At 66.0% G+C, this 20,228-nt stretch carries 15 protein-coding genes and 4 tRNA genes; all 19 read right to left on the bottom strand.

All coding sequences use genetic code 11. The features are described 5' to 3' along the window. Nucleotides 1-105 precede the first annotated feature (105 nt). The 19 genes from FHS28_RS07105 to tolB all read right to left on the bottom strand — a co-directional run bounded on the left by FHS28_RS07105 (nucleotide 106) and on the right by tolB (nucleotide 19,995). The gene (locus FHS28_RS07105) at nucleotides 106-678 is read right to left on the bottom strand and encodes a nitroreductase family protein (protein WP_088450622.1); all 573 of its coding nucleotides are present in this window, start codon (nucleotides 676-678) and stop codon (nucleotides 106-108) included. A 47-nt stretch (nucleotides 679-725) separates the two neighbouring features. Beyond that, nucleotides 726-2,360, bottom strand: coding sequence for a phosphonate ABC transporter, permease protein PhnE (gene phnE, locus FHS28_RS07110; protein WP_088449934.1), 1,635 nt, complete (start codon nucleotides 2,358-2,360; stop codon nucleotides 726-728). Next, complete coding sequence (locus FHS28_RS07115) at nucleotides 2,357-3,244, bottom strand: phosphonate ABC transporter ATP-binding protein (RefSeq protein ID WP_088449935.1); 888 nt, start codon at nucleotides 3,242-3,244, stop codon at nucleotides 2,357-2,359. Before FHS28_RS07115 ends, phnE begins: the two co-directional genes overlap by 4 nt. Nucleotides 3,245-3,248: 4 nt before the next feature. Next, on the bottom strand, nucleotides 3,249-4,130 hold the full coding sequence (locus FHS28_RS07120; RefSeq protein ID WP_246409709.1) for a putative selenate ABC transporter substrate-binding protein: 882 nt from the start codon (nucleotides 4,128-4,130) through the stop codon (nucleotides 3,249-3,251). 357 nt (nucleotides 4,131-4,487) lie between these two features. Beyond that, nucleotides 4,488-4,580 (bottom strand) — tRNA-Sec (locus tag FHS28_RS07125). 19 nt (nucleotides 4,581-4,599) lie between these two features. Next, entirely contained in the window at nucleotides 4,600-6,639 is a 2,040-nt protein-coding gene (gene selB, locus FHS28_RS07130; RefSeq protein ID WP_088449936.1) for a selenocysteine-specific translation elongation factor, read from the bottom strand. After that, nucleotides 6,636-8,102 carry an L-seryl-tRNA(Sec) selenium transferase gene (gene selA, locus FHS28_RS07135; RefSeq protein ID WP_088450626.1) on the bottom strand — a complete coding sequence of 489 codons (1,467 nt, stop codon included), beginning with the start codon at nucleotides 8,100-8,102 and terminating at the stop codon, nucleotides 6,636-6,638. The genes selB and selA overlap by 4 nt, the downstream gene beginning before the upstream one ends. 20 nt (nucleotides 8,103-8,122) lie before the next feature. Further along, nucleotides 8,123-9,217 carry a formate dehydrogenase accessory protein FdhE gene (gene fdhE, locus FHS28_RS07140; protein WP_088449937.1) on the bottom strand — a complete coding sequence of 365 codons (1,095 nt, stop codon included), beginning with the start codon at nucleotides 9,215-9,217 and terminating at the stop codon, nucleotides 8,123-8,125. Next, nucleotides 9,214-9,828 (bottom strand): formate dehydrogenase subunit gamma, encoded by a 615-nt coding sequence (locus tag FHS28_RS07145; protein ID WP_088449938.1) that lies wholly within the window; start codon nucleotides 9,826-9,828, stop codon nucleotides 9,214-9,216. The genes fdhE and FHS28_RS07145 overlap by 4 nt, the downstream gene beginning before the upstream one ends. A 14-nt stretch (nucleotides 9,829-9,842) precedes the next feature. Further along, the gene (gene fdxH, locus FHS28_RS07150) at nucleotides 9,843-10,805 is read right to left on the bottom strand and encodes a formate dehydrogenase subunit beta (RefSeq protein WP_088449939.1); all 963 of its coding nucleotides are present in this window, start codon (nucleotides 10,803-10,805) and stop codon (nucleotides 9,843-9,845) included. A gap of 2 nt (nucleotides 10,806-10,807) precedes the next feature. Next, nucleotides 10,808-13,879: a formate dehydrogenase-N subunit alpha gene (fdnG, locus tag FHS28_RS07155; RefSeq protein WP_184294336.1), complete on the bottom strand. Its 3,072-nt coding sequence runs from the start codon at nucleotides 13,877-13,879 to the stop codon at nucleotides 10,808-10,810. Nucleotides 13,880-14,314: 435 nt separating this feature from the next. Then, nucleotides 14,315-15,409: an iron-sulfur cluster carrier protein ApbC gene (gene apbC / locus FHS28_RS07160; RefSeq protein WP_088449941.1), complete on the bottom strand. Its 1,095-nt coding sequence runs from the start codon at nucleotides 15,407-15,409 to the stop codon at nucleotides 14,315-14,317. Between the two features lie 259 nt (nucleotides 15,410-15,668). Beyond that, a tRNA-Lys gene (locus tag FHS28_RS07165) sits at nucleotides 15,669-15,744 on the bottom strand. Between the two features lie 33 nt (nucleotides 15,745-15,777). After that, a tRNA-Lys gene (locus tag FHS28_RS07170) sits at nucleotides 15,778-15,853 on the bottom strand. Nucleotides 15,854-16,106: 253 nt separating this feature from the next. After that, nucleotides 16,107-16,182, bottom strand: a tRNA-Lys gene (locus tag FHS28_RS07175). 45 nt (nucleotides 16,183-16,227) lie between these two features. Beyond that, nucleotides 16,228-17,037 (bottom strand): tRNA threonylcarbamoyladenosine dehydratase, encoded by an 810-nt coding sequence (locus tag FHS28_RS07180; protein WP_246409711.1) that lies wholly within the window; start codon nucleotides 17,035-17,037, stop codon nucleotides 16,228-16,230. Nucleotides 17,038-17,143: 106 nt separating this feature from the next. Beyond that, nucleotides 17,144-17,926 (bottom strand): tol-pal system protein YbgF, encoded by a 783-nt coding sequence (gene ybgF, locus FHS28_RS07185; RefSeq protein WP_088449943.1) that lies wholly within the window; start codon nucleotides 17,924-17,926, stop codon nucleotides 17,144-17,146. A gap of 5 nt (nucleotides 17,927-17,931) precedes the next feature. Beyond that, nucleotides 17,932-18,459, bottom strand: a complete 528-nt coding sequence (pal, locus tag FHS28_RS07190; protein ID WP_088449944.1) for a peptidoglycan-associated lipoprotein Pal — start codon at nucleotides 18,457-18,459, stop codon at nucleotides 17,932-17,934. Between the two features lie 219 nt (nucleotides 18,460-18,678). Continuing rightward, nucleotides 18,679-19,995, bottom strand: coding sequence for a Tol-Pal system beta propeller repeat protein TolB (gene tolB, locus FHS28_RS07195; RefSeq protein ID WP_088449945.1), 1,317 nt, complete (start codon nucleotides 19,993-19,995; stop codon nucleotides 18,679-18,681). Nucleotides 19,996-20,228: the final 233 nt, after the last annotated feature.

Consider the following 20,228-nt stretch of genomic DNA (forward strand, 5'->3'; position numbering starts at 1 on the left):
GCGTGCGCAGGTGCGCCGGCATTGGCGCGAGATTGGCGATACACGCGCGCCGAAACGACGCCAGGCCGGTCAGCTGGGTCAGCGACCGGGCCCGAGAACCTTCGATCATCGGGTGGGTGGCTGCCAGGTCATGAGGGCCTGATCAGCGCCGGCTTTTGGCGGCCGGGCCTTGGCTGCCCGGGCCGGTGTGCCCAGCGCGATCCACCCCACCAAGGTCTCACCAGGTTCGCAGAAAGCGGCCACCAGACCGGGATCGCGCGCCTTGGCACCGGACAGCATCTTGCCGCCGAACCCCAGCGCATGCGCCGCATTGAGGAAGTTGGTCAGCGCTCCACCCAGTGCCACCCATTGCTCATGGGCGGGCACCTGCGGATGGCCCATGTCCTGGCGGGCGATCACGGCCACCGTCACGGGCGGCAGCAGTGCGCGCTCTTCGTCCAGTGCGACGCCGGCGTCGTCCTTGCCGGCACGACGGGCGGCTTCGCCGAACAGTCGCGACATCGCCTGACGCGCCCCCCCGCGCACGACCTTGAAACGATAAGGCACCAGCTCGCCATGATCAGGCGCATGCAAGGCGGCTTCGAGCATCTGGCGCAATTGGCCGTCGTCCGGTCCCGGCTCCGTCAGATGCTTGGGGCCGATCGAGGCACGGCGGGTCAACAGGGTCATGGCGTCCATGGTCATTTACCTCGGTGGAGATGCTGTGAAGGGGCCGGCTCAGCGGCTCAGCGGTTCAGCTGTCGTCTAGCGGCATACGAGCATGCATCGACCACCATCACCAGCAGCAGCATGGCCAGCACCACGGTGCCGGTCTCACGCATCTGGAACAGTCCCAGGTGCACCGTCAGCATCTGGCCAAGACCACCGGCGCCCACCACGCCGAGAACGGTTGCAGCACGGATGTTGTTTTCCCAGCGGTAGAGGCTGTAGCTGAGCAGTTGCGGCGCCGCCTGCGGCAGCGTGGCGAAGAGGAACACCTGCCAGCGGGACGCACCCGCCCAGCGCAGCGCCAGGGCATTGGCCGCCGGCGCGTTTTCCAGCGCCTCGGCCATCAGGCGCCCCAGCACGCCGGTGGTGTGAAGCGCCAGTGCCAGCGTGCCGGGCATCGGACCCAGGCCGGCGGAGATCAGCAGCAGCGAGGCCCACACCAGTTCCGGCACGCTGCGCAGCGCATTGAGCACCATACGCGCGCCGATGCGCAGCGGACCCGACGAACGACTGGCGACGAGTGCCAGTGCCAGACCCGCGATCGCGGCCAGCAGGCTGCCAAGGGCGGACATGGCCAGCGTTTCCAGCGCGCCCTGCCCCACGCGGCTCAGGAAGTCCGGGGACAGCTGTGGCGGGAAGAACTCGGCCAGAAATGCGCCCATCTGCCGGAACGCCTGCCAGCTCAGCCATTCGCCCCAATGCATCGGCAGGGAGACGAAGCTGGCGACGAACATCACAGTCAGCGCGGTGAGCAGCACCCACAGTCCCCAGCGAGGCGCCGGCCGGTCACGACCGCCCTCCTCCTGACCGCGACGGCTGGGACGCAGCCACGCACTGACCCGATCCGCTGCGGCCACCAGCGCCACAAACACCAGCAGCAGCGTGATGACCTCATTGCCGGCCAGCATCTTGTTGGCGTTGTCCAGCTGCTGACCCAGTCCGCCGGCACCGACGAATCCCAGCACCACGGACGTCCGGATGGCGCATTCCCAGCGGTAGACGGTGTAGCTCACCAGTTCATCGGCGCAGCCGGGCAGCGTGCCGAAGAAGAAGGCCTGGAGTCGGCCGGCGCCGTTGCGCAGCAGAGCGCGCGTGGGGGCGCCGTCGGCGCTTTCCAGGATCTCGGCGTAGACCTTGCCCAGCATGCCGCCGTAGGTCAGCGCAATGGCCAGCACCCCGGAGCCGGGGCCCAGGCCGATGACACGCACCAGCATTAGCGCCCACACCAGCTCGGGCACCGAGCGCAGGATGACCAGCACGCCGCGCACCACAAACCGCAGCGCCGCGGGCCAGGCGGCCATGCGCCCGGTCAGGGCCGAGACGGACAGGCGTGCCGTGCCGAGCAGCGCCATGGGGATGGCGATGATCCAGGCCAGGGCCAGGCCGGCGGAGGCCATGGCGACGGTGCGCCAGGTGTCGCCGGCGACCATGAGCAGGAATTCGCCGTCGAGACGGGGGGTCAGGAACTGGACGAGAAAGCGTCCGGTGGCCCGGAGGCTGCGCGGCTCCAGCAGCTCCCAGGGCCGGAATTCGCAGAGCACCAGCAGGGGCCACATCAGCACCAGCAGCGTGAGGGCCAGTGTGAGGCGCCGCAGCGCCAGCGGATCACGCTGCCAGGGGGGCGGCGAGGACAGTGCAGCCGGATGGCTCATCGGCAGATCAGCGGGGTGGCGGGCGTTGGCGCGGGACGATCGACACCCGAGGCGCCATCGATCTCCCGCGGACCGTCGATCTTGCGGGCGTCGTCGTCGGCATCGTGAGCACGGCTCGGCGTGGACGGCATCAGGGTCTCGTCGCCAGCATAGAGCGCCGCGACGGTGGCGTCGTCCAGGCCTTCGGCCGGCCCGTCATAGAACAGGCGGCCGTCGCGCAGTGCCACGATCCGTGGGAACAGGGTGCGGGCGAGATCCACTTGGTGGAGGCTGCAGACGAGGGTGCGGCCGGACTGGCGGGCGGCGTGCTGCAGCACGGACAGGCTGCGCTGGGCGCGTTGAGGGTCCAGGGCGGACAGGGGTTCGTCGACCAGCCACAGAGGCGCCCGGGACACCAGCAGGCGTGCCAGGGCCACGCGTTGCCGTTCGCCGCCGGAGAGCTGGTCCACGCGGGACCAGAGGCGGTCGCCGAGTTCCAGGGCGGCGAGGGCTTCGTGGGCCTGGCGGGCTTGGTCGGCGGAGGGGCTGAACAGCGTGCGCAGGCTGCGTGCGAGCGAGGCGCCGGGGAGCTGGCCGGCGAGCACGGACACGGCCACGCGCTGGCGCGGTGGCAGTGGGGGGTGTTGGGGGGCCAGCATGAGCTGGCGGCGGAGTCGATGTCGGGCGCTGTGGGACAAGGCCCAGGCGTCCTGCTGGTCCAGGTGCAAACGGCCGCTGCTGGGGCGCAGGGCGAGGGCCAGTGCGTGCAGCAGCGAGGTTTTGCCGGCGCCGGAGGGGCCGATCAGGGCGATCTGTTCTCCGGCGTTGATCTGCAGGGAGAGCGGCTGGATGAGGCAGCGGGGGCCGGCATCGAGACGCAGGCTTTCCAGGGCCAGCAGGGACATGGGATTACTTCAGCAGACCGGCGTTCTCGGCGGCGGCTCTGATGCCGGCGTAGTTGTCGGCCTTGGTGGGTACGAAGCGGGTGGCGCGTTGGAGGGCGAGGATTTCCTTGCCTTCGGGGGTGCTGTCGTTGAGTTTCAGGAAGGCTTGTTTCAGTTTTTCCTGCAGGGCGGCGGGCATTTCGGCGTGCACGCTCCAGTTGTAGTCGTAGTAAGGGGGGGTGGTGTAGAAGACGCGGATTTCTTTGGGATCCACTTTCTTTTCGCTGACCAGTTTTTCCCAGACGGAGATGTTGAGGGCACCGGCGTCCACTTTGCCGCCGGCGACGGCGGCGACGGTGGCGTCATGGGCGCCGGAGAAGCTGATGCGTTTGAGGTCGGTTTCCGGATTGATTTTGGCGGCGAGCAGGAAGCTGCGGGGCATCAGATGGCCGGAGGTACTGGAGGCGGAGCCGAAGCTGAGGGTGTGGCCTTTGAGGTCTTCGAGCTTGGTGATTTTGCTGCCGGCTTCCGTGATGAACACGGAGCGGAATTTTTCGTCTTCTTCGCGCTGCACCAGGGGCACGATTTTGCCGCCGGAGCGTGCATTGGCTTGAACGAAGGTGAAGCCTCCAAACCAGGCGAGGTCGATTTTTTTATTGACGACGGCTTCGACGGCGGCGGCGTAGTCGGTGACGGGGGTCCATTCGACTTTGACGCCGAGTTCTTTCTCCAGGTATTTGCCTAGCGGCGCGAACTTACGCGCGAGTTCGGTTGGCGACTCATCCGGGATGGCGGTGACGCGCAGGATGGTCTGTGCCTGAGCGGTGGCCAGGGAGAGTGCGGCGAGGCCGACGACGGCCAGAGCCTTCACGGTATTTTTAAGTTGTTTGACCAAACCCGTCATCATGATCTCCAGAGAAAGAAAGGGAATTAGAACGGCGCCGCCTGCCCAAGGGCTTACTGACCGTCAACAAACGCGGCCCGACTTCCCCGACGCAAGAAGTGCCGTCGCCCTCGCAAGTGAGCGAGCGAGCGAAGCGTCGCTCCCCCGACGCACGAAGTGCTGTCGTTGACCGCGAGTGAGCGAACGAAGTGATGCTCACGCGACGAACGAAGTGTGGTCGCGCGACGCAGGTGGTCCGGAAGCGTTGGATTGGCGTCGCGAGCGGGACGAGGTTGCGTTGAGGAGCGGAGCCGTACTTTCGTACGGCGAGCACCGCAGACGCAAGATCGTTCCGCGCAGTAGCCAAGCCAATGCTTCCGGCGGAGGGGGGCGGGGGTCGAACCCACCTGGCAACGCATGGCGCCACCCACCAGGTTTGAAGCCTGGCCGATCCACCGGGATCGTTCCCCCTCCGGGGTGAAAACGTGGGGGCTCAAGGGGCCCCCGATGAAGGGATGTTGCTGGGGGATGTGGGGGAGCGGTTGGGGGTATTGGTCCCGGCCGGCTCGTCCTCATCCAGAAACAGCTTGCAATCAGCGCGGAGTTTATGGGCATCTCCGACGCGGCGCAGGAGCCCGACGCGGTCGAAGAATTCCAGCACCTGAATGGCGCGTTTCCGTCCGAGCCCGGTCAGGTCGCGGAAGTTCGCGGCGGTCACCACCCCGTGATCCGCCACGGCCCCTCTCGCCAGCCGCGCCAGCGACTCCACATGCGCGGGCGCATAGTACAGGTCCTTGACGATCTGGAACAGTTCTCCGCGCTGAGCCAGCCGGGCGAGTGTCGTGCGCACCAGCGCCTCTGCCTCCCCCGAGTCCTTCGCCAGATCCCTTGCCCACGCCCCGTCAAACCCGGCATCCAGCAGCTTCGGCAGCACCCGCTGCGCCAGCCGCTGATCCAGCGCCGACAACTGCACCCCATGCGCTGGCAAATGTGCCGCGGCCCCGGTGATCGTCACCTCCCCGCGCGCCACCATCTGATGCACCAGCGCCCGCCACAGCGGCTCGGGCAGCCGCGGCAGGCTCAAACGCCGCCACCGGGCCAGATCCGGCCCCAGCTCATCCGGCTGCTGCTGGTGATACAGCGCCAGCCGCTCCAGCGCCACCTGTCGCCCCTGCACCGTCTGTGCCGGCCCGAGTGCCCACAACGGCCCTTCCAGCCCCGGCACCGTGCAGACCGAATCATCCGCGGGCAGCGCCTGCGCCAACCACCCGGCCCGTACCGCGCGGGCCACACCCTGCGCCGCCGCGAACCGCTGCACATCGACGCCCAGCGGGGCCTGGGCCAACAGCCCGTCCAGCCGCTGCCCCGGCGTCGGCATCATCAAGGCCTTCAACTCTGCCAACCGCTGCACCGTCCGCCGGTACCGCACCGGCGCAAACGGATCGAGCACGCTGCCACCCGCCAGCGCCCGCGTGGCCGACGCATCCCGCAGCACCACCCGGTCCCCGGCCCAGCCGCACAGCGGCTGATGCAGCACCAATTGCACCAGCGCTTCATTGCCGGGCTGGATCGCATCCAGCGGTTCGCCGTCCAGCGTGCCCAGCACGGCCACCGAGCCGGTGGTCTGCGACGCCCCCAGATGCACATGCACCTGCGTGCCGCTGCGCAGCGGCCGCGCTTCATCAAACCACAGCCGCAGACGCACATCCATGCGGTCGGTCCACAGCGCCACTTCCGGCGCCACCCACCATTGACCGCGGCTGACCTGATCCTTGTCGATGCCGGCCAGGCCCATGGCCACGCGTTGCCCGGCATGGGCCTGGGTCGCGGCCGTATTCTGGGCATGCAGACTGCGCACGCGCGCCGTGCGCGGCGCCTGTCCCGTCGCCGGCGGCACCAGTTGCAGTTCTTCGCCCAGCGCCACCTCGCCGGCATAGGCGGTTCCGGTGCAGACCGTGCCGACGCCCGACAGGCTGAACACCCGGTCCACCGCCAGACGGAAGCCCTGCCCCGACACATCGCGACGGGAGAATCCCCGCGCCTGCGCCAGCAGATGCTCGCGCAGCACATCCACGCCCTCCCCGGTGGCGGCAGACACTTCAAACACCGGCGATGCGCACAGCCCCGTGTGGGCCAGCAGTTCCGCCACCTCGGCGCGACGCTGGGCCCGCAGCGCTTCATCGGCCCGGTCGATCTTGGTCAGCACCACCGTGCCGTGGTCGATGCCCAGCAGCGACAGCAGGGCCAGATGCTCACGGGTTTGCGGCATCACACCATCGTCGGCCGCGATCAACAGCAGGGCATGGTCGATGCCGGTCGCGCCGGAGAGCATGGTGTGCACCAGCCGTTCGTGGCCGGGCACGTCGACAAACCCCAGCCGCCGACCGTCTGGCGTCTCGAGATAGGCGTACCCCAGCGAAATGCTGATGCCGCGCTGTTTCTCCTCCGGCAGGCGATCGGTGTCGACGCCGGTGAGCGCCTTCACCAGCGTCGTCTTGCCGTGGTCGATATGGCCGGCGGTGCCGATGATCATTGCAGCGCCTCCGCGAGTCGCGGCAGCTGCGCCAGGAACTCGGCTTCCCGCGCGCCCTCGTCCAGGCAGCGCAGATCCATCCACAGCTCGTCGGCCTGCACCCGCGCCACGACGGGCAGCGGCAGGGCGCGCAGCGCCGTCTGCAGCTCATCCAGCGCGCGGCCCATGCCGCGTTTGCCAGGCAACACCGGCGCGAGCGCCAGACCCGCCGAGGGCAGCGTTTCCACCGGCAGCGAGCCGGAGCCAATCTGGCCGCGCATTGACGCCGTCCGCACCTCAAAGCGCGGCGTCACCGCCTGCTGCAGCGGCGCCAGCAGCCGAGCTGCCTGGGCTTCGATCTGCGCCACCGGACGCGTCAGATGCCGAAGCGTCGGCAGATCGCGCGTCAGGCGGTCCGGCTTGAGATACAGCCGCAGCGTCGCTTCCAGAGCCGCCAGCGGCAGCTTGGACAGGCGCAGCGCCCGCTTCATCGGGAACTTGCGGATGCGCTGGATGTGCTCCCGCGTGCCGACGATCAGCCCGGCCTGCGGTCCGCCCAGCAGCTTGTCGCCGCTGAAGGTCACCACATCGCAGCCGTCCTGGAGCATCTGCTGCGGCAGCGGCTCTGCCGGCAGGCCCCATTGCGCCAGGTCCACCAGCGAGCCGCTGCCCAGGTCGGTCATCAGCGGCACGCCGCGGGCACGCGCAATCGGCGCCAGCGTCGCTTCATCCACCGATGAGGTGAAGCCCTGAATCGCATAGTTGCTGGTGTGCACCTTCATCAGGAGCGCGGTGGCCGGTCCGATGGCGGCTTCATAGTCGCGTGGATGCGTCCGGTTGGTGGTGCCCACCTCCACCAGACGTGCACCCGCCGCCGCCATCACATCCGGCATGCGGAAGGCACCGCCGATCTCCACCAGCTCGCCGCGGGAAACGATCACCTCGCGGCCACCGGCCAGCGCAGCAATACCCAGCAGCACGGCCGCCGCATTGTTGTTGACCACCGTGGCCGCTTCCGCGCCGGTGATCTCGCACAGCAGGTCTTCCACCAGGCTGTCGCGATCACCCCGGGCGCCCAGCGCCAGATCGAATTCAAGATTGTTGGGCGAACCCATGCAGGCCAGCACCTGCTGCAGCGCTTCATCGGCGAGGAGGGCCCGGCCCAGATTGGTGTGTAGCACCGTGCCGGTGAGGTTGATCACCCGCCGCATGCGCGGGGTCAGGCGTTCTTCGCAGCGGGTGCGCAAGGCGTCGGGCAGCTGCGGGAGCTGCTCGCGTGACAGACGGCCCTGCAGCGCCTCGGCACGCCAGCGGTCCAGCAGCTCACGCGCCTGCGACGCGACCAGGGCGTGACCATGCGCGGCGACCAGCGGGGTCACCGCTGGGTCACGCAGGAGTCGGTCGATCGAGGGAAGGTCTTTGGGGGCAGCCGGCGACGCCGCTGGGGCGTCTGCCGGGAGACTCGCCGTCGGACCATGGACCATGGATGCCTCGGGCTTCATGCTCAGTGCCCTCCGGGATCCGGTGGCGCCGCGCCGGTGTGGGCGGGGCCGGGAGATTCGGAGTCGCTGCCGGGCGGGCGGTCGTCGCCGGCGTCGGCTTCTCCCAGGATCAGCAGCGGATTGAAGCCATGCCGCACCAGGCCCAGTTCACCCACCAGCAGGTCCAGGGTCAGGGACGCCAGGTCGTCCGCCAGCGGCTCGACCTGCAGTTCCTTCTCCATGTGCACCTGCTTGAGATAGTGGCCACAGGCCTCGCAGCATTCCGCCTGCACCGCTTCGTTGGGCTTGTGGCCGTCATCGTCCACAAGTTGGCGGAAGCTGATGCCCTTGGTGCTCTGGCAATGGGTGCACTTGATGCGCACGTAATGCCACTGCGTGGCGCAGAGCGAGCAGGCCAGAAAGCGCTGACCCGAAGTTTCCGCAGCGATGCGGGTGATGGACGCCACCGGCCGCGAGCCGCAGCACGGGCAGACGGTCGGGTCGTCGATCATGCCGAACGGCGCCAGATGCTCCGTCTTGCCGGCGCGCTGATAGCGGTCCTGCAGTTGCTGCACCAGGCGGACCCAGTACAGCTGCAGGGCCGCGGCCAGCATCGGCGCGGCGGCCGGATCCAGGCCAGGGCCGCCACCGGCCAGCAGCGCTTGCGCCTGCTTGTCCAGTGCGGCTTCGTCCAGCTGCATCAGGTCCTTGGCCAGCGCCTGCACCGGCGCAGGAACGGCTGCGGTGCTCAGGTGCTGAAGCAGCTCGCGCAGTTCGTCCCGCCAGACGCTCTGGCGGACGAAGGTGCGGCTGTCGAGCGGCGGCAGGCCGGCGGCCATGGCCTCGGCCAGATCGGACTCGGTGGGCAGTGTCAGCGGGCGGGCCTGCTTGAGCTGCTCGTGCTGGCGCTGGGCCAGCTCGGCGGCAAACAGCAGGTAGTCCCGCATCGGATGGTCCTGCGCCAGTTGGCGCAGTCGCAGCGCACGTTCGGCGAAGACACCGGCTTCGGGCAATCGCAGCGGCGCGGGGCGAGCCCCCGCGTTCACCGCGATTTCCTCCGGTGTCATCAGACGGATCTGGCTGCTCACCGGCTTGCCAGTATTGCTCGTGGCCGTCATGCGCGCGGACGCTCCTTGACTTCCTTGTACCACAGGGGGTGGTTGTGCTTGGCCCAGGTCTCCGTCACCGTACCACGAGTCATGGCGCGAATGGTGCCCTTGACCCAGATCGCGGCATAAATGTGAACGATGACACCCAGAATCAGCCCGGTGGCCGCCGCGGCGTGCAGCAGCACGGCGACGCGACGCATCAGGATGTTGCCTTCCGGGAACCAGGCATGCCAGAACATGACCCCGGTCACCAGCAGCACCGCCAGGCACACCACCATCAGCCAGAAGATGCCCTTCTGGCCGGCGTTGTACTTGCCGGCGGGCGGCATGTTGGACTTGTCACCGGCCAGCATGTCCTTGCTGTGGCGCACCCATTCCGTGTCGGTCTTCGTCCAGCGGTTCTCCTTCCAGAGCTGCACCGCCAGCACGGCAAAGGCCAGCACCATCAGCAGCCCCATGTAGGGATGCAGGATGCGGGCCCAGGGGCCGCCGCCGAACAGGTTGCTCAGGAAGAACAGGCTCGGATGGAAGAAGGCCAGCCCGGAGAGGCCGGCACCGAAGAACAGCAAGGCGATGAGCCAATGGTTCATCCGCTGCGCGTCAGGATAGCGTTGCAACATGATTCGCTCCTTCCTCAGCCCCGCGGGCCATTGAGGTCGCTGCGGGTGTCCGAGCCGCTGGCATGGGCGCGGCTGCGCGCCTGCTCATCGGCGAACTCTTCGTCTTCATCGGGGTTGTCATGCCCCGACTCGATCGGACCCACCTTCATGTAGTGGAAGAAGCCCGCCACGGCGGCGCCGATCATGGCGGCCACCGCCAGCGGCTTGGCCGCGCCCTTCCACAAGGAGACCAGCGGGCTGATCTTCGGATCCTTGGGCAGGCCGTGGTAGAGCTCCGGCTGGTCCGCATGCTGCAGCACGTACATGACGTGGGTGCCGCCGACGCCTTGCGGGTCGTAGACACCGGCCTTGTCGTAACCGCGTTCCTTCAGGTCTTCGATCCGTTCCTCGGCGAACTCATGCATGTCCTCCTTCGAACCGAAGCGGATGGCGCCGGTTGGGCAGGCCTTGACGCAGGCCGGCTCCAGGCCCACCCCGACGCGGTCGGAGCAGAGACTGCACTTGTAGGCCTTGTTGTCGACCTTGGAGATGCGGGGCACGTCGAACGGACAGCCGGTGACGCAGTTGCCGCAACCGACGCAGTGCTCCGAGATGAAATCAACAATACCGTTCTGGTACTTGATGATCGCACCGGGCGACGGACAGCTCTTGAGGCAGCCCGGATCTTCGCAGTGCATGCAGCCGTCCTTGCGGATCAGCCATTCGAGGCGGTCCTGCTGGACCTCCACCTCGGAGAAGCGCATCACCGTCCAGGACTGCGGCGACAGGTCCACCGGGTTGTCATAGACACCGACGTTGTGACCGACCTCGTCGCGCAGGTCGTTCCACTGCATGCAGGCCACCTGGCAGGCCTTGCAGCCGATGCAGGAGGACACGTCGATGAGCTTGGCCACCTCGATGACCTGGCGGCGGGCGTCAGGGCTGGGCGTGGTCGTGGCCGAGCGCTTCGCGATGTCGAGCGATTGAAGCGAGGACATGATCAGGCTTTCTCAATGTTGACGGTGAAGCTCTTCACTTCCGGCGTCTGGGAATTCGCGTCACCCACGAAGGGGGTCAGCGTATTGACCAGGAAGCCGGGGCGAGCCAGCCCCACGAAGCCCCAGTGATTGGGCAGCCCGACGGTATGCACCCGCTTGCCGCCCACGTCCAGCGACGCCACCCGCTTGGTCACCAGCGCCACGGCCTTGATGGCGCCGCGGTTGGAGCTGACCTTGACGGTGTCGCCGTTGGCGATGCCCTTCTCCTTGGCGAGTTCCTCGCCGATTTCGACAAACTGCTGCGGCTGGATCACCGCATTGGACCGCGCATGCTTGGTCCAGTAGTGGAAGTGCTCGGTCAGGCGATAGCTCGTGGCGACATACGGGAACTTGTCCGGCTTGCCGAACTGGTCGAAGTCGCTCTTGAACACACGCGCGGCCGGATTGCTCTTGGCCTTCGGATTGTTCGGATGCAGCGGATTGACTTCCAGCGGCGTCTCGAACGGCTCATAGTGCTCCGGCAGCGGACCGTCCGCCAGACCGCTGGGCGCGAACAGGCGCGCCACACCTTCGGCGGTCATGATGAACGGGCGCACCGCATCGGGGTCGTTCGGGTTCGCATCCGGACGGATGTCGGGCACGTCCGAGCCGGTCCACTTGTCACCGGTCCAGCTGATCAGGCGGCGCTTGGCATTCCAGGGCTTGCCGCTCGGGTCGCAGGAGGCCGCGTTGTAGAGCACGCGGCGGTTCGCCGGCCAGGCCCAGGCCCAGTTCAGCGTCTGGCCGATGCCCCACGGGTCCGAATTGTCCCGGCGAGCCATCTGGTTGCCCGCCTGTGTCCAGGCGCCGGCATAGATCCAGCAGCCGCTCGAGGTCGAGCCGTCGTCGCGCAGCAGGCCGAAACCGGAGAGCTGCTCACCGGCCTTGGCCAGCACCTTGGTCGGGTCCTTCGGATCCAGCACGTCGGCCAGCGCCTTGCCGTTGAATTCCATCGCCAGCTCTTCCGCGGACGGGCTGTTCGGAATCTTGTAGGGCCAGCTCAGGTTGACGATCGGATCCGGGAAGGCGCCGCCCTCCTTCTGGTAGAGCGCGCGCAGGCGCAGGAACAGCTCGGCAATGATCTCCGCGTCCTGCTTGGCTTCGCCCGGAGGCTCGGCGCCGCGCCAGTGCCACTGCAGCCAGCGACCGGAATTGGTCAGCGACCCGTCCTCTTCCGCGAAGCAGGTGCTCGGGAAGCGGAACACGGTCGTCTGGATCTCTTCCGTCTTGACGTCGTGGTACTCGCCGTAGTTCTTCCAGAAGTTCGCGGTCTCCGTCTCGAGCGGGTCGATGATGACCAGGTACTTCAGCTTGGACAGGCTCTCGACCACCTTGGTCTTGTTGGCCAGCGACGCCACCGGGTTGAAGCCCTGGCAGATGTAGCCGTTGACCTTGCCCTGATGCATCAGGTCGAAGGTCTGCAGCATGTCATAGCCCTTGTCCCACTTCGGCAGATAGTGGTAGGCCCAGTCGTTGTCCTTGGTCGCGGCCTTGCCCCACCAGGCCTTCTGCTGGCTGACGAAGAACTTGGGATAGTTCTGCCAGAAGCTCATCTGGTTGGGACGCAGCGGCTTGAGGGCACGAGTCTTGTAGTACGTGTCCAGGTCCTGCTCGGACTCCTTGGGCAGGCTCATGTAGCCAGTCAGGGCCGTCGAGAGCAGGCCCAGGTCGGTCAGGCCCTGGATGTTGCTGTGACCGCGCAGCGCGTTCATGCCGCCACCGGCCAGGCCGATGTTGCCCAGCAGCAGCTGCACCAGTGCACCCGTGCGGATGATCTGGGAGCCCTGGCTGTGCTGTGTCCAGCCCAGCGCGTACATGATGGTCATGACCTTGCCCGGCGCCGAGGTCTCCGCGATGGACTCGCAGATCTTCAGGAACTTGTCCTTCGGCGTGCCGGAGATGGTGCTGACCATTTCAGGCGTGTAGCGCGCATAGTGCTGCTTCATCAGCTGCAGCACGCAGCGGGGGTGCTGCAGGGTCGGATCGACCTTGGCAAACCCCTTCTCGTCCATCTCATAGGCCCAGGACGAGTTGTTGTAGCTGCGCTTGGCCGCGTCATAGCCCGAGAACAGACCGTCCTCGAACTTGTAGGCCTCGCCAACGATGAAGCTGCCGTTGGTGTAGTGCTTGACGTACTCGTGCTGGATCTTGTCGTTGGACAAGAGATAGTTGATCACGCCACCCAGGAAGGCGATGTCCGACCCCGCGCGGATGGGCGCGTAGTAGTCGCTCATCGCGGCCGAGCGGGTGAAGCGCGGGTCCACGACGATGAGTTTCGCCTTGTTGTGATGCTTGGCCTCGATCACCCACTTGAAACCGCAGGGATGGGCCTCGGCGGCATTGCCGCCCATGATCAGGATCAGGTCAGCGTTCTTGATGTCCACCCAATGGTTGGTCATCGCGCCGCGTCCGAACGTCGGGGCCAGACTGGCCACCGTCGGTCCGTGTCAAACGCGCGCTTGATTGTCGAACGCGAGCAACCCCATCGAGCGCATCGCCTTGTGGGTGATGTAGCCCGATTCATTCGACGACGCCGAGGCGCACAGCATGCCGGTGGTCAACCAGCGGTTGACGGTCTGGCCCTGCGCATTGGTGGCGACGAAGTTGGCGTCACGGTCCGCCTTCATCAGCTTGACGACACGGTTCAGTGCCTCGTCCCAGCTGACGCGCTTCCATTCCTTGGAACCGGCTTCGCGGATCTCCGGATGCTTCAGGCGGTTGGGGCTGTGGATGAAGTCCAGCAGGCCGGCGCCCTTCGGGCACAGCGTGCCGCGGTTCACCGGATGGTCCGGATCGCCTTCGATGTGAACGATCTCGCTCTTGACGTTCTTGGCCTTGTCACCGAGCGAGTACATGATGAGACCGCAACCCACCGAGCAGTACGGGCAGGTGTTGCGTGTTTCTGTCGCCCGGGAGAGCTTGAACTGGCGTGTCTCCGCCAGTGCCGCGGTGGGGGAGAACCCCAGCGCAACGAGGCTGGAGCCCATCACGGCCGCCCCGCTCACCCGGAAGAAGTGCCTCCGGTTCATGTCCATGTTATCGATGCCTCCTGAGATGGCGACGTTGCCACCTCGGAAAAAATCACGGCCGACACGCGGCCCGCATTCATTATTTCCACACAAAGCGAAAGCTTTGTCCAATGTCAGAGCGCGAAGAAGTGTGCAGTGGCACACGCCACCCGCACAGTCGTCCTTCAGAATATGCTTCCAAAGTTGTACAGATGGCCGGGAAGCCCGTGTTCATCGGGGTTGCGGCACGCCATCAAAAAAGCGCACGACCTTTCGGACGCGCGCTCAGCGTTCTGGATGTGGGGCGATGACGACGTGTCAGCCCCCTTTCCCATCTTTTGCACTGCACAAAAACCAAGCCCCAGACTCTGGCAAATGACCCGAGTTTGCAGCCTCGCTGAAAACCCAAAATTTGCAGTTTCCAGCAGAGTTTTTGCTAGACCTTTGGAGTATGGGTCCGTGTCAGGTCGATTTGGAGATGGTGATGGTCGGGAACTTCGAGGAGTAGTCCTTGGCCTGACCCGCCAGCTTGACCGCCACCTTGCGGGCGATCGCCTTGTAGGCGGCAGCATGGACGCTGTCCGGCTCGGCCACCACGGTGGGCTTGCCGCTGTCGGCCTGCTCACGGATGGACAGCGCCAGTGGCAGGGAGCCCAGCAGCTCCATGCCGTACTGCTCCGCCATGCGCGCACCACCGCCGCTGCCAAAGATGTGCTCGGCGTGGCCGCAGTTGCTGCACACATGCACGGCCATGTTCTCGACGATGCCGAGGATGGGCACGCCCACCTTCTCGAACATCTTCAACCCCTTCTTGGCATCGATCAGCGCGATGTCCTGCGGCGTGGTCACGATGACCGAGCCACTCACCGGCACACGCTGCGACAGCGTCAGCTGGATGTCGCCGGTGCCCGGAGGCATGTCGATGACCAGATAGTCCAGGTCGCGCCAGCGGGTCTGGCGCAGCAGCTGCTCCAGCGCCTGGGTGGCCATCGGACCGCGCCAGACCATGGCCTGGTCTTCTTCCACCAGGAAGCCAATGGACATCAGCTGCAGCCCATGAGAGACCAGCGGCTCCATCGTCTGACCGTCGGTGCTTTCCGGCCGACCCTGGATGCCGAGCATCAGGGGCAGGCTGGGGCCGTAAATGTCCGCATCCAGCAGGCCGACGTTCGCGCCTTCGGCTGCGAGGGCCAGCGCCAGGTTGGCCGCCGTGGTGCTCTTGCCCACACCGCCCTTGCCCGACGCCACGGCCACGATGTTCTTCACCCCGGGCAGCAGCTGCACGCCGCGCTGCACCGCATGCGCAATGATTTTGCTGGTGATGCTCACGCTCACGTTGCCCACGCCGGCGACGCTGCGCGCAGCGGCGACCAGGGCGCCACGCAGGCTGTCGATCTGGCTGGCGGCGGGATACCCCAGCTCGACATCGAAGCTGACCGAGTCGCCTTGAATGCGCAGGTTCTTGAGTTGCCGGGTCGAGACGAGATCGCGACCGGTATTGGGATCCACCACCTGCTGCAGGGCGGCCAGGAGGGTGGCTTCTTGAATTTGGGACATGTGAACCTCAATGGAGTGCGTCAGTCTAGCCGAGGGGACTTTGCCTCAACAAAGCGGGGGACAAGACGCGGGAGGATGCGCGGGCGCGGTGAAGAGCTGCAAAGACAAGCCCATACCCAAGCGAAGAATGCCTGCGCCAAAACAAAAAAGGGCACAGCAAGCTGTGCCCTTTCGGGGGTTTCGATGACCGATTGGACGAAGCGCGAGAGATTCTGCTGCTTCAGTCCATGCCGCACGGGATGCGCGTCATCGAAAGAGTTGGTGGGCCCTGAGTGACTCGAACACTCGACCAACGGATTAAGAGTCCGCTGCTCTACCAACTGAGCTAAGAGCCCGATATTCTGTAAATTCTCAAATCGTGTCTGTAGTGGTGGGCCCTGAAGGATTCGAACCTTCGACCAACGGATTAAGAGTCCGCTGCTCTACCAACTGAGCTAAGAGCCCCCGGATCCACTGCAAGCCATACTATAAATCATAATATGACCTGCCGACATAATCTTCGCGCCAATTCTAGCACGATTTTTTCAGTATCCTTCGTCAATCAACCGCAACGTTCACGGAAAATCGACGAAAGACAATGCAAACTTCGTTTAAAAGCTTGGTTTACAAGCTTCGTTTGCAAGCTTCGTTTGCAAGCTTTGTTGCTCGAGCTTTTTACCGAGTATCTCAAGGTAAAAAAATCACAGCAAAACTCGCATGGTGGGTCGTGCAGGATTCGAACCTGCGACCAACGGATTAAAAGTCCGCTGCTCTACCGACTGAGCTAACGACCCATCGTCTTACTCTTCGAGGTGTTCGCCCCTCAGCAGAGCCGCAGATTATAGAGCGATTTTTTCGCGGCGCGCAAGTGCCTTCAAATACTGCGCCACCAGGTCGGCGGCGGCCACCATGCCGAAGCCCGCCGTCACCGCCACGCTCGAGCCGTAACCATGGCAGTTGAGGCTGCCGTCCACCTCACAGGCGGCTTCCGGACGCCGCACCGGCTCGCGCGAAAAGACGCAGCGCACACCCATGCTTCCCTGCTTCGGCAGCCCATGGAGCTTGCGCAGCCGCTGACGCAGACTGGCCAGCAGCGGGTCATGGGTGGTCTCGGACAGATCCAGCACTTCCACGTCCTGCGGACGATGCTTGCCGCCCGCAGCCCCCACACACAGATGCGCCAGCTTCAACCGGCGCGCCCAGGCGGCGATCTGCGCCTTGGCCCGCACCTGGTCGCAGGCGTCCACGATGCCGTCGATCTGCACGTCGCCCAGCAGCAGCGGCCAGTTCTCGTCGTCCACGAATTCCTCGATGGTCAACACCTCGCAGCCGGGGTGAATGTCCGCCACCCGCTGCTTCAAGGCTTCGGCCTTGGCCATGCCCAGCGTGCTGCCCAGCGCCTGCACCTGCCGGTTGATGTTGGACTCGGCCACATGGTCCAGGTCGATCAGCACCAGCCGCGCCACGCCCATGCGGGCCAGCGCTTCGACCACCCACGAGCCGACGCCACCCAGACCCACCACTGCAAAGCGGGCGGCACGCAAGTGGCGATAGTCGCGCTCGCCATGCAGGCGCTGCAGGCCGCCGAAGCGGCGTTCGCTGTCGGCGTCGAGGTCGTGGGCAGGAGCGGTGGAGGGCGTCTCGGTCATGCCGATCATCGTCTCAGAAACAGCAAAGCCCCGCGGAGTCTCCGGCGGGGCCTGGGTCCGCAACCGCGCCCCCTTCACGGGCGGCACCGGCGGCGGCGTTGCAGGGTCAGCGCAGCGAGGCGAGCCGCTCCTTGGCGGCGCGCGCGGCTTCGGTGTTCGGATAGGCCTTGATCAGGTCATCCAGCGTCTTGCGAGCGCTCTTGGTGTCCTTCAGTTCGACCTGGCAATTGGCGATGGCCAGCAGGCTTTCGGGCGCCCGGGCGTGATCCGGATTGGCCGCCACGAAGGACTTGAAGGTCGAGATCGCGCCCTTGTAGTCGCGCTTGCCATATTGCGCATTGCCCAGCCAGAAGCGCACGGTATCGGTATAGCCGCTGGCGGGATAACGCTGCAGAAAAGAGGAATAGGCCGACACGGCTTCATTGAAGTCGCCGTTGCGGATCAGGCCCATGGCGGCGTCGAACTGCCGCTTTTCTTCCGGATCTGCCTGGAATTCCTTGCCGTCCACGGACACCTTCTGGGGTTCCAGCGGACGCAGGCGGTTGTCGATGGTCGCGGTCTGGTCGGACACCTTGCGCTGGGTTTCCGACAGATCACGCGCCAGCTGTTCATTCTGACCTCTCAGCTTGGCGATCTCGGCCCGCAGGCCGTCGATCTGCCCGGAGAGGTCCAGCAGGCCCCGCTGAGCGGTGGCCAGCTGGTTCTGGAGCTGCTCAAGACGGGCACGCTGCGCATCCTCGTTCTGCGTCTGCTTGGCACGGAGGTCCAGGATGGCCTTGCGGGCCTCATCATCCTCAAACAGTGCGGCCTGCGCCGGACCGCTGACGGTCCAGGCCAGGACCACGCCCAGCATCAACGGGGAGAAACGGGGAAAACGCAGCATGCTCATCTCTCTCACTTATCGCGCAGTTCGACGCGGCGGTTCTTGGCCCACGCCTCTTCGGTGTGGCCATTATCAGCCGGACGCTCCTTGCCGAAGCTCACCGGCTCGACCTGGCTCGAAGCCACGCCCAGCAGGGTCAGCGACTTGGCCACGGCTTCCGCACGCTTCTGACCCAGGGCCAGGTTGTACTCACGGCCGCCGCGCTCGTCGGTGTGACCTTCCAGGCTCAGCGTCAGCGACTTCTTGTTGTTCAGGCGCTTGGCGTGGGTCTCGATCAGGTTGCGGTAGTCGTCCTTGACCACGTAGCTGTCGAAGTCGAAGTAAACCACGCGCTGGTTGGCCACGGCCTCGTCCAGCTGCTTACCCAGGTCAACGGTCGCCACCGGGCGCTCGGACACGGGCGGGGCGACCGGGGCGGTCGGCTGCTGGGTCACCGGCTGAGCGGTTTCGACCGGCGGCTTTTCGTCCAGCTTGGTCGAGCTGCAAGCAGCCAGGGCGGCAGCTGCCACCAGGCTCAGCATCAGTTTTTCGATTTTCATGAGTAAGCGCTCCTAATGATCAAGGGCAGGCGAGTGTCGGCAGGACGCCGGAAATACCGGCATCAGCCGGAAAAACACGAATTGTGAAGCAATCGTCGGTCACGCTGTAAGACCCGCGAGCGTCAGCAGCACCCTTCCCGCCGATGACAGATTCGCGACTCGCACATTCGTGAGCCGGCGCGAAGGGGACTAGGGCAAACCGGATGCCTGACATGGACGTCAGTTGCCGAACGGGCCCCAGGCGGGCTCGCGGATGTCCGCCACCGTGGGGGTCGCCAGTTTGGCTTTGACCTTGCCGTCGAGGGTGGTCGTCATCAGCACGTCCCGGCCGCCCGCGCGGGTGGCGTAGACGATCAGCTTGCCGTTGGGCGCGAAGCTCGGGCTTTCGTCGTCCGTCGTGTCGGTCACCTGCTGCACATTGCCGCTGGCCAGGTCCATCACGCACAGCTTGAAGGTGCCACCGCCCACCCGGGTGACGTAGGCCAGGGTGCGGCCATCCGGACTGATGGTGGGGCTGATGTTGTAGTTGCCGCTGAAGGTCACGCGCTCCGCACTGCCGCCGCCGGCCGGCATGCGGTAGATCTGGGGCGCGCCGCCGCGGTCACTCACGAAATAGATCTGGGCGCCGTCCGGGGTGAACACCGGTTCGGTATCGATGGACGGGCTTTGCGTCAGGCGGCGCACGCCCTCCCCGTTCCGGCCGATCAGGTACAGCTGCGAGCCACCGTCACGAGACAGCGTCAGCGCCAGCTGCTGCCCGTTGGGCGAGAAGGCCGGAGCGCTGTTGCTGCCGCGGAAGTCGGCGATCTTGCGGCGGCGACCGGTGCGCAGATCCTGGATCCAGACCACCGCCTTGCGGGTTTCGAAGGACACATAGGCCAGTTCGCTGCCGTCCGGCGACCAGGCCGGGGAGATGATCGGCTCCGGACTGGCCAGCACGGTCTGCTCGCCCTCACCGTCCGCATCCGCGACGCGCAGGGTGTAGCGCGGACCGGCCTTGTTCACATAGACCAGACGGGTGGCGAAGACGCCGCGGTCCCCGGTCAGTTTCTGGTAAATCGCGTCGGCAATCTTGTGGGCGGCCAGGCGCAGGTCGGCGGTGACGACGGGCAGACTTTCGCTGGCCAGGTCCTGGCCCTTGACCACGTCCCAGAGGCGGTACCGCACGTCGAAACGGCCGTCGGCCAGTCGGGTGGCGGAGCCAGCCACGAGCGCGTCGGCCGCGCGCGAGCGCCATTCGCCGTACTGCGGGACGCTGGTTTCGGACAGGCCCGGCTGGCCCGGGACCATGCTGAACTGCCCACTGCGCTCGAGGTCGGCACGGATGATCGCGCCCAGCGCCTGACCGGTGGCCGTTTCATCCTTGAAATCGTTGATGGCGATCGGCAGCCGCGTGGCGCCGACCCCAGCGATCTCGACCCGGAACTGGGCCCAGGCGGAGGACCAGGTGGGCACGGTGAGCCCGGCGGCGACGCTGCCCAGCAGGGCGCGGCGTGTCAATGTCGTCGAAGGCGAGGCAGGTGTCTTGTTGATCATGGCTTGCGCAATGAATGAAGTCCGAATTGTGCACGAGCCGCACGCGGGCGTTGCCCGGTGCGCTTCGCAAGAGGCTACGAATTGTCCCGGTGGAATCTCACGGCGCTGGCGTGGGACTGGTCAGGATTGGGGAGTCCATGCAAACCCTGAGGGGTGATGCGCTGAACCCTTGCGCATGAGAGTCATGGATCCCGGCAAGCGGTGCTGCCCAGAATGTCCCCAATCGTTCGTGA

This window comes from Roseateles terrae, from assembly GCF_014192155.1.
Lineage (GTDB): Bacteria > Pseudomonadota > Gammaproteobacteria > Burkholderiales > Burkholderiaceae_C > Roseateles > Roseateles terrae.